We start from the raw sequence: 12,487 nt of genomic DNA on the forward strand, positions 1-12,487 counted from the left end.
GCTGTACGCACGACGGACCTGCCAGGGCGGTCCGTCGCGAACCGCCGCCAGGGGGCGGCGTGGAAGGGGACCCATGATCGCGGTCAACGGACCGGCGGTCGTCGCGGACGACGTGTCGATCGAGTACCGGGGCGGACGCGGGGGCGAGTCCATCCGGGCCGTCGACGGCGTGAGCCTGACGGTCCGGCAGGGGGAGATCCTCGCCCTGCTCGGTGAGTCGGGCTCGGGCAAGTCGACGTTCGCCGCCGCCATTGCCGGCCAGCTCGGGTCCCACGGCGAGGGCGAGGGGGCCCTCCGTCGGCACATCGTCGGCGGCGAGCTGACCGTGCTCGGCCAGAAGACCCGGGGCCTCCGTCCCTCGTCGCGCAAGCTCGAACGGCTGAGCGGCCGGATCGGCTACCTGCCGCAGGACGGTGCCGACCGGCTCAGCCCGGACCTGACCGTGGGCGAAGCCGTCGCCGAACCGATCTACGCACGCGACCGCCGGTTCGACCGGCGCGAGGCCGGGCTCATCGTGGCCCGTCTGCTCGACGCGGTGCACCTGCCGCTCGGGGCGATGCGCCTGAACACGTGGGAGCTCTCGAGCGGGCAGCGCCAGCGTGTCGCCCTGGCGAAGGCGCTCGTGCTCGAACCCCAGCTGCTGGTCGCGGACGAACCGGCACGCGGCGTCGACGTGCTCGTGCGGCAGTCCGTGCTCGAGGCCCTGGCGACGCTGCAGCGCGGCCGGCAGTTCTCGGCCGTCGTCGTGTCCAGCGACCTGCGCGAGGCACGCGCCCTCGCCGACCGTGTCGCCGTGATGGCCGATGCCCGGCTCGTCGGGCTCGGCACCTTCGACGAGGTCCTCGACAACCCCGTCGACCCTTACGTGAAGACCCTCGCCTCGACCGCGGCCCGCGGGGTGAAGCGTCGTCCGGCACCGAGCACGTCCCGCCGTTCGTCGGCGCCGCGCCGTCCGGTGGCCGCCGGTAGCGGTCCCCGCACGGATCGGCCCGAGGGCCTGTGAGCGCCGCGAAGCCGGCCCGCGGACACCGGGCAGTCGTCCCCCCCGCCCGCACGCCCCTGCCGATCCGGGCCCCGGAGTCCGGCCCCGTCGCGGTGCTGCCCGCGCCGGCCGACCGGCCCGTGAGCGCGGCCCCCGAGGCCAGCGGGACCGTCGGACCGAGCGACCTGCACGCGCGGGTCGTGACCGAGGCCGGCGGGACGGTCGGGCCGCTCGGCCCGGACACCCGCGGCATCGTCTGGCTCGACAACCGCGATCCCGCCGGCCTGGACGAAACCCTGCGCCGGCACCCCGCCGTCGGGTGGGTGCAGCTGCCGTTCGCCGGCGTGGACGCCTTCGCGCACCTCATCGCTGAGCACGGCGACCGCGTGCTGTTCACCTCAGCCAAGGGCGCCTACGCGGAGCCGGTCGCCGAACACGCGCTGGCGTTGACCCTCGGCACGCTCCGGGTCCTGCAGAAGCGCGCTCGTGCGTCGTCGTGGGCGACCGAGCCCGAGGGGGTCTCGCTGTACGGGCGGAACGTCGTCGTGATCGGTGCCGGCGGGATCGCGCTCGAGTACCTCCGGCTGCTCGCGCCGTTCGACGTCGACGTCACCGTCGTGCGCCGCTCGCCCGAGCCCGTGCCGGGAGCCGCGCGGACCGTCACCACCGACGAGCTCGACCAGGTCCTGCCCGACGCCGACGTCGTGATGATCGCGGCGGCGATGACCTCGGGCACCGCGAAGCTCTTCGGTGAGCGGCAGTTCCGGATCATGAAGCCCTCCGCCCGGCTCGTGAACATCGCGCGCGGTGGACTCGTCGACACCGACGCGCTGGTCGACGCCCTGCGCACCGGGGAGATCGCCGCGGCGGGCCTCGACGTCACCGACCCCGAGCCGCTGCCCGACGGGCACCCGCTCTGGTCGGAGCCCGGCGCGGTCATCACCCCGCACCAGGCCGACACCCCGGACATGGTCGCGCCCCTGCTGGCCGAGCGCGTCCGGTTGAACGCCACGGCGTTCCTCGGGGGCGACGGCGAGGGCTTCGTCGGCGTCGTCGACCCGGTCGCCGGGTACTGACCCGGGGGCTCCACCGCGCGGCGCGCCCGGGCGGCGTGTCCGATGCGGTGGAGGGCCGCAGGGTCCTGCTATGCTGTTACCCGTTGTTCGCACGTCATTCGCCAGCGAACAGTGATCCTCGATAGCTCAATTGGCAGAGCAGCCGGCTGTTAACCGGCAGGTTGTTGGTTCGAGTCCAACTCGGGGAGCGACAGGTCCTCATCCTTCGGGGTGGGGACCTTTTGCGTTCCCGCTGCCGAACTGCACCAGCGCAGCTGCGCACCGGATCCGCAGCGTTCGCGCGGCTCCTGCCCGGTCGATGCTGTTAGCGTTCACAGGTGCACCGTTCCCGTTCGCCTCGACTCGCGCTCCTGGGCGTGGTCGTCGCCGCGACGGCGGTGCTCACCGGCTGCAGCAGCGTCGGCCCGGACACCGATGCCTCGGAGGACCCGACGAGCTCGGACACCGGGCTGGGCTCGGGCGCGTCGCCGGTGGTCTTCGCGTTCGTCTGCGACCGCGGCGGATCGGACAGCGAGACCTACACGACCTACTCGGCGGTGTGGGAGGCCGAGCGTGCCGACTGCTCGGCGAAGCGCCTCACCGGCTCGGTGCCGTCGAGCCAGCAGCAGGCCGCGGTGACGGCGGCGCGTGGCGACGCGACCCTGGTCGAGCTCGCGAGCGCGTGCGCGGTTCGCGGCGCGGACCCGTGGACGTCGGCGGTCGCCGACGAGCGCGGTGCGCACGTGGCCGCAGGCCTCCTGCGGTACTGCCCCGGACACCCGGAGACCGACCACCTGCGGGACGCACTGGCGGCCTACCGGGGCTGAGCCGGGCCTCCAGACCGACCGCCGCACCGGCGACGGCCCGACGGCGGCAGGACGGGCGTCAGCCCTCGGGGTGGTCGCGACCCGGCAACCAGGACTGGCCGGGTCCGCCCCAGCTGCTCTTGCGGATCGCCTTGGCGACCTGCTTGCCGTAGGGGTGCACCAGGCGGTCGGCGTAGAGCCAGCCGTCCAGGTGGTCGTACTCGTGTTGGAAGATGCGGGCCAGCCAGCCGTGCGCCTCGACCTCGAACGGGGTGCCGTGCTCGTCGAAGGCACGCAGCAGGGCGCCCTCTGAGCGGCGGAGCGGGAACCGCTCGCCCGGGATCGACAGGCAGCCCTCGGACTCATCGTCCTCGTCGAGCTCCTCGACGGACTCGGGGACCGGAGGCGTGATCCACAGGACCGGGTTGACGGCGGCGCCCCGGTGCAGGACGTCGTCGTCATCGGTGTAGGAGTACACGAACAGGCGCTTGCCGACGCCCACCTGCGGTCCGGCCAGGCCGACGCCGGGGGCCAGGTCCATGGTCTCGAGCATGTCGGCGACGAGGGTGCGGAGGTCGTCATCGAACGCGGTGACCTCGGCTGCGCGCTCGTGCAGGACGGGTTCGCCGGTGATGCGGATCGGGAGAACGGCCATTCACCCAGGTTATCCGGCGGGGGACGGTAGCCTCGACGCGTGACGACGGACCTCCAGCTGCCGGACGCCGTGAGCAACCTCACGCCGTTCCAGGCGCTGATGATCCCGGTGGCCCTGATCGGCGCGGTGTTCCTGTCGCTCGGGGCGCAGTTCCAGAGCCGCGGGGTGCAGCGGGTCGAAGCACGTCTCGGTCGGCAGTCGAAGGGGCTGAGCGTCCGGCACGTCGTCGGGCTCGTCTCGAGCGGCTACTGGGTGCTCGGCACGCTCATGCTCGGCATCGCGGTCGTGCTCCAGCTCATCAGCATCACGTTCGCGCCCCTGATCGTCGTGCAGCCGCTGGGCGCCGTCGCCCTGGTCATCACGACGTGGTTCTCGTCGCGGTCGTCCGGTGTGCCGCTCGGTCGTCGAGCGCGGCGGGCCGTGTGGACGTGCATCATCGGTGTCGGCATCTTCGTCGGGATCGCGGCGTTCGTCGGGCACGAGAGCGCGATCACCCGCCAGCAGCTCGTCACCGTGCTGGTGATCCTGGCCGTCGTGCTGGTGCTCGTGCTGGTGTCGTTCCGGCTCGTGGCCAAGCACCGCAGCGCGCTCTACTACATCGTCGGGGCGGGGGTGCTCTACGGGTTCGTGGCGACACTGGCCAAGGTCGTGCTCAACCGGTTCGTGAACGGCACCTTCGACTGGCTGACCGTGCTCGCCATCGCCGGCGTGATCGTGGCGGCATCGCTCGGCGGGTACTTCGTGCAGAACGCGTACTCGAGCGGATCGGCCGACCTCGTGATCGCGGGGCTGACGGTGATCGACCCGATCGTCGCGGTCGGCATCGGCGTCATCGTGCTCGGCGAGGCATCGGGGGCGCCGTGGTTCGCGGTGGCGGGGTTCGTGGTCGCCGCGGGCATCGCCATCACCGGGGTGTTCCTGCTCGCCAAGCACCACCCCCAGACCCGGGCCTGACGCCGCGCACCCGGAGGTCGCCGCCCTCATCCGCGCGGCTGACGCGACCGTCGATCCTGGTGCGATAGCGTCACTGCCGACCAGCCATCGCCCACGAGAGGACGAACTCAGCCGTGTCAGGAGACGCCACCACCGCCACCGCCGGACCGACGGGTGCGACGGGCGGTCACCGACCGTTGCGCGTGCTGATCGCTGCGGACACCTTCGCCCCCGACGTCAACGGCGCCGCCACCTTCGCCGAGCAGCTCGCCGTCGGTCTCGCCGAGCGCGGGCACGAGGTGCACGTCGTGGCCCCGGCCTCGAGCCGCCAGTACGGCACCTTCGACGAGGAGCACCACGGCGTCACGCTCGTCGTGCACCGCCTGAAGTCGTACAAGTGGCCGCTGCACCCGTGGCTGCGCTTCGTGTGGCCGTGGAGCGTCCGGAAGTGGACCGGCCCGATCCTCGACGCCGTGAAGCCCGACGTGCTGCACATCCAGTCGCACGTGGTCATCGGCCGCGGCATCGTGCACGAGGCGAACGACCGCGGCATCCGGGTCATCGCGACGAACCACTTCATGCCGGAGAACCTGCTCGAGTACACGCCGTTCGGCAAGTGGACGCTGCCCCTCGCGCTGAAGATCGCGTGGAGCGACGCCGCCAAGACCTACCGGCTGGCCGACACCATCACGACGCCGACGAACCTGGCCGCCGACTACCTGCGGAAGGCCATCGCCGGACAGCAGGTCCTCGCGATCTCGTGCGGCATCGACGCGTCCCGGTACGTGGCGCGCGAGGGACGCCCGGTCAACAACGACATCGTGTTCGTGGGTCGTGTGGCCCCCGAGAAGAACCTCGACGTGCTGGTCCGCGCGGTGGCGCTGCTGCCCGCCGAGCTGTCCGCGACGCTGACGATCGTCGGCGACGGCGAGATGATCCCGAAGCTCACCGCGTTGGCGAAGGAGCTCGGGCTCGAGGACCGCGTGCGGTTCCTGGGTTTCGTCTCCGACGAGCGCAAGCAGGAGGCCCTGACCAACGCGACGGTGTTCGCGATGCCGTCCACGGCGGAACTGCAGAGCATCTCGTCGCTCGAGGGGATGGCCTCGGGACTGCCCGTCGTCGCCGCCGACTCGATGGCGCTGCCGCACCTGATCGACGGCAACGGGTACCTGTTCACCCCAGGCGACGTGGACGACCTGGCGGCGAAGCTCACGACGGTGCTCACCGCGCCCGAGTCGGAGTACGTGGCGATGCGGGAACGCAGTCTGGCCATGATCGAGGCACACGACATCAACCGCACGCTGTCGACGTTCGAGTCGCTGTATCGTGGTGAGCCGGTGGCCTGAGGGTCTCCGGCGAGGGGCGGTAGCCAAGCTGGTCAAGGCAGTCGGCTCATAACCGAACGATCCGCGGGTTCGAGTCCCGCCCGCCCTACGTGCACATGCCAAGGAAGCGCGACACGTCGCAGGACGACCACGCACCGACACCGAACGTCACCTTCGAGGTGACCCGTGGCGGTACCGGCGTGCGCGTGAACGCCTTCCGGATCGGGTTCATGGGTGCCATCGGGGTGCTCGTCGCGCTGCTCGCCGGGTCGATCATCAACGAGCTGAGCACGGTCCTGGTCTACATCGGGGTCGCGCTGTTCCTGGCGCTCGGCATCGACCCCCTCGTGTCGTTCCTCGAGCGGATCATCCCGCGCTGGTCCGCCATCACGATCGTCGTCGTGGTCGTCCTCGGGGCCTTCGCCGGCATCGTCTTCGCCGTCGTCCCGATCCTGGTGGAGCAGACCTCGAACCTGGTCCAGAACTTCCCCGAGATCGTGCAGGACATCTCGCAGCAGCCGTGGGTGCAGGACCTGTCGAAGCAGTTCGCCGGGTCGTTCGACATCGACCACGCGCTGCAGTCGCTGCAGTCCTTCGTCGAGAAGCCGGGCAACCTGCTCAGCGTCGGCGGCGGGATCCTGGCGGTCGGCAGCGGGATCCTGTCCGGGGTCACCGGGGCGCTCATCGTCATCATCCTGATGCTCTACTTCCTCGCGTCGATGCGGGGCATGAAGCGCGCGGCGTACCGGTTCGTCCCGGCGTCGCGTCGCCAGAACTTCATCGACGTGAGCGAGCAGATCACGCAGGCGGTCGGCCGGTACGTCGTCGGGCAGGTGTCGCAGGCGCTCATCAACGGCATCCTGAGCTTCATCTTCCTGCTCATCATCGGTGCACCGCTGCCCGTGCTGCTCGCGTTCATCGCGTTCCTCGGGTCGCTGATCCCGCTGGTCGGCACCCTGGCCGCCGCGATCGTGATCTCGCTGCTCTGCTTCTTCGCGTCGCCGGCCACCGCCCTGTTCTCGGGCATCTACTACCTGGTCTACATGCAGGTCGAGGCCTACCTGATCTCCCCGCGCATCATGTCGCGGGCAGTCCAGGTGCCCGGAGCCCTCGTGGTCATCGCGGCGGTCGCCGGCGGCACGATCGGCGGCGTGCTCGGCGCGCTCGTGGCGCTGCCCGTCGCGGCGTCGGTCATCATCATCGTGCAGAAGGTCATCTACCCCCGCCAGGAACAGGCGTGACGAGCGGCACCGGCGCAGCCGACGACGCGGTCGTCGCCGCGTTCGCCGAGCACGTCCACGACCGTGACCGCTGGGCGCGCAGTGCCCGTGGGCCACTCGCCCTGGTGAACGCCCAGCACGTCGACCACCCGCAGCCGGTCTGGCCGGTCCCCGGGACGTGGGCCCCGGCCGTCGGCGGACTCACCGTGACGGCCGAGGCATCCGACGGCGTCGTCGTCGACGGCGTCCCGGTCGACGGCACGGTCCTGGTGGCCGGGGACACCGCCGTCGTGCCGTCGACCGTCGCGCTGCCGGACGGCTTCGCCGGCACCGTCAGCGGCGACATCCTGCGCGTCTGGGACCCGTCCTCCGAGGCGATCGCCCGCTTCGCGCAGATCGCCCGCTTCGCCTGGTCCGGCGACTGGGTGACGTCCGGCACGTACGTCCCGCTGGCCGGGGATGCCCCGGAGGCCCGTGGCAGTGTCCGTGACGCCGCCGGCGACGCCCTGCCGGTCGCCGGACACGTCGAGACCGTCGTGGGTGGTGCCGCGGTGCGCTTCGTCGCCGTCCGGTCGGCTGCCCACCGCGGAGCCGCCCGGCTGCAGCTCATCGTGCAGGACGCCACGAGTGCCCTGCCCGAGGACGACCCGGGCAGCACCTACTCGATGGGTCGGTTCCTGTACCTCGACGACCCCGGCACCGAGGCCACGGTCGAGCTCGACTGGAACCGGCTGGTGCTCCCGCCGTGCGCGTTCTCGTACCAGTACGCCTGCCCGATCCCACCGGAGGACAACCGCGTCCCGGTGCCGATCACGGCGGGGGAGCGGCACCCGGTCGACGCGAACGGTGCCGTCCTGCACTGACGGGTTGCGGTGGCACTGATCCGGTCGGGTCCTTGCCGTTCCCAGGCGTGGCGCTGCATAATGGGCGTGTCCCGTCGGGACATCACAATCGCATACCGATGGTTCCGTGGCCCCTCGGGTCAGGATCCTCCGCACCAGGTCGATGGGGAAGTCGCACCTGACGTATCGGAGGAACCGTGAACGGAACGACGACAGGAGTGCTCTACGTGCACTCCTCACCCCGCGCGCTCTGCCCGCACGTCGAATGGGCAGCAGGTCGCGCGATGAACCGCGCCGTGAACTTCTCGTGGCTCGACCAGCCCGCACAGGACGGTGCGCGCCGGACCGAGTACACGTGGACCGGTGCGGTGGGCGCCGGTGCCGCGATCGCGTCGGCCCTGCGCGGGTGGGAGCACCTGCGGTACGAGGTCACCGAGGAGCCGACGAGCGCCTCGGACGGCGGCCGCTGGATGCACACGCCCGACCTCGGTGTCTTCTACGCCCAGACCGACGTCACGGGCAACATGGTCATCCCCGAGGACCGGGTGCGCTACGCGATGGAGGTCGCGGGCAGCAACGCCCTCGAGCTGCACCGTGAGCTCCGACTCGCCCTCGGGCAGGCCTGGGACGACGAGCTCGAGCCCTTCCGCCACGCGGCCGAGGGCAACCCGGTCGTCTGGCTGCACCGCGTCGGCTGACCCGAGTCGCAACACGCCGGCGTCTCGGGTGCGCCGGACGTCGGCGTCGGGTGCGCAACACGCCGGTGTGTTGTCCTGACACCGCCGAAGACTCGAGACGCCGCCGAACACGGCGGCGTCTCGTCGTTCCCGGGGCGCCTCAGCGACACGACGGCGTGTTGGCGGGACTGCGACCCGACCACCGGAACGAAGGAAGCCCGCCCCGACGACGCGGGACGGGCCTCCTGGCAGAGGGTGTGACGGATCAGACGCTGCGGAACGCGACCACGGCGTTGTGGCCGCCGAAGCCGAACGAGTTGCTGACCGCGAGCAGGTCGCCCTCGGGCAGCGGACGCGGCTCGCGGGCCACGTCCATGACGATCTCCGGGTCCTGGTCGTGCAGGTTGATCGTCGGCGGGGCGACGCGGTTGTGCAGTGCGAGGACGGTGAAGACCGCCTCGATCGCACCGGCACCACCGAGCAGGTGCCCCGTGGACGCCTTGGTGGCGGACACCACGACGTCGTCCAGGTGGTCGCCGAAGACCCGACGCATCGCGTGGTACTCGGCGACGTCGCCGACGGGCGTCGAAGTGGCGTGCGCGTTGACGTGCACGACGTCCTCGATGCTCGCGTCGGCGTGCTCGAGGGCCTGCAGGACCGCACGGGCGGCGGCGCTGCCCTCGGGGTCGGGCGCAGTGATGTGGAAGGCATCCGAGGTGATGCCGGAGCCGGCGACCTCGGCGTAGATCGTCGCACCGCGGGCTTCCGCGTGCTCCTTCGACTCGAGGATGAGTGCCGCTGCGCCGTCACCGAGCACGAAGCCGTCACGCGTGACGTCGTACGGACGCGAGGCGGTCTCGGGGGAGTCGTTGCGGCGCGACAGGGCCTGCATCGCGGCGAACGCGGCCAGCGGGAGCGGGTGCAGCGCGGCCTCGGCACCACCGGTGATGACGATGTCGGCATCGCCGTCGGCGATGTGCCGGTACGCCTCGGCCAGCGACTCGGTCGAGGACGCGCAGGCCGACAGGTAGGTGCGGGCGCCGCCACGGGCGCCGAACTCCATCTCGATGGCGGCGGCGGGGCCGTTCGCCATGAGCATCGGGACCGTCATCGGCAGGACGCGACGCGGGCCCTTCTCGCGCAGGGTGTCCCAGGCGTCGAGCAGCGTGTTGACGCCACCGATGCCGGTCGCCCAGTCGACGATCAGGCGCTCGGGAACGACCGACTCGTCGTCGATGCCGGCGTCGGCCCAGGCCTCGCGCGCCGCGACGAGCGACAGCTGCGACGAGGGGTCGAGGCGCTTCGACTCGGGGCGGGTGAGCTGGTCCGTGAGGAACCGGCGCGCCTGGCCGGCGAACTCCACGGGGAGTTCGAGCTCGGCGTAGCGGGGGTCCTCGATGCGGGTGATGCCGGACTTGCCGGCGAGCAGCGCGTCCCAGGTGTCCGGGGCGGTCGCGGCGAGGGTGAGATCGCACCGATCCCGGTGACGACGACGGTCTTCTTGGTCATGGGACGACGTGTTCTTTCGTTGGGGTGAACAAGATGAGCGCCGTGGCCCGCAGGGGTCCGCGGGCCGCGGCGCTCAGGAAGCTCGTGTCAGGCCTGGGCCTTGACGATGTAGTCGACCGCGTTGCCCACGGTCTTGAGGTTCTTGACCTCTTCGTCCGGGATCTTCACGTCGAACTTCTCCTCGGCGTTGACCACGATGGTCATCATCGAGATGGAGTCGATGTCGAGGTCGTCCGTGAAGGACTTGTCGGCGGCGACGGTGTCGGTGGCGATACCGGTCTCGTCGTTGATCAGCTCGGCCAGGCCGGCGAGGACTTCTTCGTTGGACAGGGCCATGAGTGTTCTCCTTGAAGGGGGGTGTCGTTTGACCGTTGACCAGCCTAGGGCACGCGGGGTCCGGGTGCGCGGAGGCTCGTCGGGATGGGGACCGGGCGCGCGGCTGCGCGACCGGGCGGGGATCAGGGGAGGACGACCACCTGCGCGCCGAAGACGAGTCCGGCGCCGAAGCCGATCTGCAGGGCGAGGCCGCCCGACAGGTCCGGGTGCTCCTCGAGCAGGCGGTGCGTGGCGAGCGGGATGCTCGCGGCGGAGGTGTTGCCGGTGGTGGTGATGTCGCGGGCGATCGTCACCGTCTCGGGCAGGCCGAGCTGCTTGGCGAACTCGTCGATGATGCGAATGTTCGCCTGGTGCGGCACGAAGGCGGCGAGGTCCTCGGGGCGGACCCCGGCGGTCTCGAGCGCCTGGCGGGCGACCTTGACCATCTCCCAGACGGCCCAGCGGAACACCGTCTGCCCTGCCTGGCGCATGGTCGGGCGCGGTGCGCCGGCCTCCCACTCGTTGTAGGTCGCGGTCATGCCGATGGCATCCCACTTCGAGCCGTCGGAACCCCAGATGGTGGGGGCGATGCCCGGGAAGTCGCTCGGGCCGATCACGGCGGCGCCGGCACCGTCCCCGAGCAGGAACGAGATCGAGCGGTCGGTCGGGTCGACGACGTCGCTGAGCTTCTCGGCCCCGACGACCAGCACGTGGTCGGCGAGCCCGGACTTGATGAACGAATCGGCCTGGGCGATGCCGTAGGCGTACCCGGCGCAGGCGGCGCTGATGTCGTACGCGGCCGCCGGGGTGGCCCCGATGCGCTCGGCGAGCAGCGACGCCATCGACGGGGTCGCGACGGTGTGCGTGACGGTGCTCACGAGCACGACGCCGATCTGGGACGGCTCGATGCCGGCCTTCTGGATGGCCTCGTGCGCGGCGGCCTCGGCGAGGTCGACGGCCTCGACGTCCTTGCCGGCGCGCTTGCGGGTGATGATGCCGGTGCGCTGCCGGATCCACTCGTCGGACGAGTCGATCGGGCCGACGAGGTCGTCGTTCGGCACGACGTTCTCGCCGCGGGCGGCGCCGAACGCCAGGATCCGGGTGAGCTCGTGGCCGCGGCGCTGTTGGAGCAGCGGGCGCGCGGATCCGGTCGGGAGGCCCGTGGGGGCGTCCGTCGGGCTGGTCGGGTCGGTCATGCGGTTGCGTCTGCTTCCTGGCCCGCGCGCTGCAGCAGGTCGATCGCTGCAGGCAGGTCGTCGGGGGTCTTGATGGCGACGGTCGGCGTGCCGCGGAGGCCGCGCTTCGCCAGGCCGACGAGTGCACCGGCGGGTGCGAGCTCGACGATGCCGGTCACGCCGGCGCCGGAGAAGGACTCCATGACCGCGTCCCAGTGCACGGGGTTCGCGATCTGCTGGACCATCAGGTCGACGAAGCGACGGCCGTCGTCGACCCGGGAGCCGTCGGCGTTCGTCCAGATCGGCAGGGTCGGGTCCTGCACCGTGGTGGCGGCTGCGACCGGGGCGACCCGCTCGACGGCGGGGGCCATGTACCGGGTGTGGAACGCACCGGCCACGGCGAGCGGGATCACGCGGGCCTTGGCGGGCGGGTCGGCGGCGAGGGCCGCGATGGCGTCGGCCGCACCGGCGACGACGGTCTGGCCGCCACCGTTGTGGTTCGCGGGCACCAGGCTGTGCTCGGCGAGGGCTGCGGCCACCGCGTCGGCGTCGCCACCGAGGACGGCGGCCATCGAGGTCGGCTCGAGCGCGGCGGCGTCGGCCATGGCCCGGCCGCGTTCGGCGACCAGGGCGACGGCGTCGGTCGGCTCGAGGATCCCGGCGACCGCGGCGGCGGTGAACTCGCCCACCGAGTGTCCGGCGACCCCGCCCACCAGGGCACGACGGCCCTCGGCGAGCAGGGCGTCGGCGGTCACCAGGCCGGCGGCGACGATGAGGGGCTGTGCGAGCGCGGTGTCCTTGATGGTGTCCGCGTCGGAGTTCGTGCCGTGCTCGGCGAGGTCGACGCCGATCGACTCCGACCACTGCCCGACTCGTTCACGAACGGTGGCGTCCTCGAGCCAGGGGGCGAGGAAGCCGGGGGTCTGGGAGCCCTGTCCGGGCGCGACGACGACGATCACCGGACAATCCTCGCGTTCTCGTCCCGCGGGGCCC

Annotated in this window: 12 protein-coding genes, 2 tRNA genes and 1 pseudogene; 10 read left to right on the plus strand and 5 right to left on the minus strand. The window is 71.6% G+C overall.

All coding sequences use genetic code 11. The annotated features are described in order from the left end of the window. Positions 1-73: 73 nt before the first annotated feature. The 4 genes from ACZZ9K_RS00760 to ACZZ9K_RS00775 all read left to right on the plus strand — a co-directional run bounded on the left by ACZZ9K_RS00760 (position 74) and on the right by ACZZ9K_RS00775 (position 2,864). Positions 74-1,003 carry an ATP-binding cassette domain-containing protein gene (locus tag ACZZ9K_RS00760; protein ID WP_081827275.1) on the plus strand — a complete coding sequence of 310 codons (930 nt, stop codon included), beginning with the start codon at positions 74-76 and terminating at the stop codon, positions 1,001-1,003. Then, positions 1,000-2,058, plus strand: a complete 1,059-nt coding sequence (locus ACZZ9K_RS00765) for a D-isomer specific 2-hydroxyacid dehydrogenase family protein (RefSeq protein WP_463443081.1) — start codon at positions 1,000-1,002, stop codon at positions 2,056-2,058. Before ACZZ9K_RS00760 ends, ACZZ9K_RS00765 begins: the two co-directional genes overlap by 4 nt. Positions 2,059-2,173: 115 nt before the next feature. Continuing rightward, a tRNA-Asn gene (locus tag ACZZ9K_RS00770) sits at positions 2,174-2,246 on the plus strand. A gap of 129 nt (positions 2,247-2,375) precedes the next feature. Continuing rightward, the gene (locus tag ACZZ9K_RS00775; protein ID WP_138803125.1) at positions 2,376-2,864 is read left to right on the plus strand and encodes a hypothetical protein; all 489 of its coding nucleotides are present in this window, start codon (positions 2,376-2,378) and stop codon (positions 2,862-2,864) included. Positions 2,865-2,922: 58 nt separating this feature from the next. On the opposite strand, the gene def is transcribed toward ACZZ9K_RS00775, so the two are convergent. Continuing rightward, positions 2,923-3,498 carry a peptide deformylase gene (def, locus tag ACZZ9K_RS00780; protein WP_138803126.1) on the minus strand — a complete coding sequence of 192 codons (576 nt, stop codon included), beginning with the start codon at positions 3,496-3,498 and terminating at the stop codon, positions 2,923-2,925. 39 nt (positions 3,499-3,537) lie between these two features. Between def and ACZZ9K_RS00785 the strand changes: the two genes are divergently transcribed. From ACZZ9K_RS00785 to ACZZ9K_RS00810, 6 genes are all read left to right on the plus strand, one after another. Beyond that, positions 3,538-4,452 carry a DMT family transporter gene (locus ACZZ9K_RS00785; RefSeq protein ID WP_181440182.1) on the plus strand — a complete coding sequence of 305 codons (915 nt, stop codon included), beginning with the start codon at positions 3,538-3,540 and terminating at the stop codon, positions 4,450-4,452. Positions 4,453-4,565: 113 nt separating this feature from the next. Next, positions 4,566-5,777, plus strand: coding sequence for a glycosyltransferase (locus ACZZ9K_RS00790; RefSeq protein WP_027465335.1), 1,212 nt, complete (start codon positions 4,566-4,568; stop codon positions 5,775-5,777). 13 nt (positions 5,778-5,790) lie between these two features. Further along, positions 5,791-5,865, plus strand: a tRNA-Ile gene (locus tag ACZZ9K_RS00795). A gap of 7 nt (positions 5,866-5,872) precedes the next feature. Continuing rightward, positions 5,873-6,997 carry an AI-2E family transporter gene (locus tag ACZZ9K_RS00800; RefSeq protein ID WP_173033412.1) on the plus strand — a complete coding sequence of 375 codons (1,125 nt, stop codon included), beginning with the start codon at positions 5,873-5,875 and terminating at the stop codon, positions 6,995-6,997. Continuing rightward, positions 6,994-7,839, plus strand: coding sequence for a DUF1684 domain-containing protein (locus tag ACZZ9K_RS00805; RefSeq protein ID WP_463443082.1), 846 nt, complete (start codon positions 6,994-6,996; stop codon positions 7,837-7,839). Before ACZZ9K_RS00800 ends, ACZZ9K_RS00805 begins: the two co-directional genes overlap by 4 nt. Positions 7,840-8,015: 176 nt before the next feature. Further along, a complete protein-coding gene (locus tag ACZZ9K_RS00810) occupies positions 8,016-8,516 on the plus strand; it encodes a DUF3145 domain-containing protein (RefSeq protein WP_027465337.1) in 501 nt (166 codons plus the stop codon). A 244-nt stretch (positions 8,517-8,760) separates the two neighbouring features. Here the strand turns inward: ACZZ9K_RS00810 and ACZZ9K_RS00815 are convergent. The 4 genes and pseudogenes from ACZZ9K_RS00815 to ACZZ9K_RS00830 all read right to left on the minus strand — a co-directional run bounded on the left by ACZZ9K_RS00815 (position 8,761) and on the right by ACZZ9K_RS00830 (position 12,453). Further along, positions 8,761-10,004: pseudogene (locus ACZZ9K_RS00815) on the minus strand (beta-ketoacyl-[acyl-carrier-protein] synthase family protein). A gap of 87 nt (positions 10,005-10,091) precedes the next feature. Then, complete coding sequence (locus ACZZ9K_RS00820) at positions 10,092-10,340, minus strand: acyl carrier protein (RefSeq protein WP_017886710.1); 249 nt, start codon at positions 10,338-10,340, stop codon at positions 10,092-10,094. 122 nt (positions 10,341-10,462) lie between these two features. Beyond that, positions 10,463-11,515 (minus strand): beta-ketoacyl-ACP synthase III, encoded by a 1,053-nt coding sequence (locus ACZZ9K_RS00825; RefSeq protein WP_463443083.1) that lies wholly within the window; start codon positions 11,513-11,515, stop codon positions 10,463-10,465. Continuing rightward, the gene (locus ACZZ9K_RS00830; protein ID WP_463443084.1) at positions 11,512-12,453 is read right to left on the minus strand and encodes an ACP S-malonyltransferase; all 942 of its coding nucleotides are present in this window, start codon (positions 12,451-12,453) and stop codon (positions 11,512-11,514) included. The genes ACZZ9K_RS00825 and ACZZ9K_RS00830 overlap by 4 nt, the downstream gene beginning before the upstream one ends. Between the last annotated feature and the right edge of the window lie 34 nt (positions 12,454-12,487).

It is taken from the genome of Curtobacterium sp. AC268, from assembly GCF_979258745.1.

Coding starts and splice junctions, on each gene's coding strand:
- ACZZ9K_RS00760 (WP_081827275.1), top strand. CDS start 74: ATGATCGCGGTCAACGGACCGGCGGTCGTCGCGGACGACGTGTCGATC.
- def (WP_138803126.1), bottom strand. CDS start 3,498: ATGGCCGTTCTCCCGATCCGCATCACCGGCGAACCCGTCCTGCACGAG.
- ACZZ9K_RS00800 (WP_173033412.1), top strand. CDS start 5,873: ATGCCAAGGAAGCGCGACACGTCGCAGGACGACCACGCACCGACACCG.
- ACZZ9K_RS00820 (WP_017886710.1), bottom strand. CDS start 10,340: ATGGCCCTGTCCAACGAAGAAGTCCTCGCCGGCCTGGCCGAGCTGATC.
- ACZZ9K_RS00825 (WP_463443083.1), bottom strand. CDS start 11,515: ATGACCGACCCGACCAGCCCGACGGACGCCCCCACGGGCCTCCCGACC.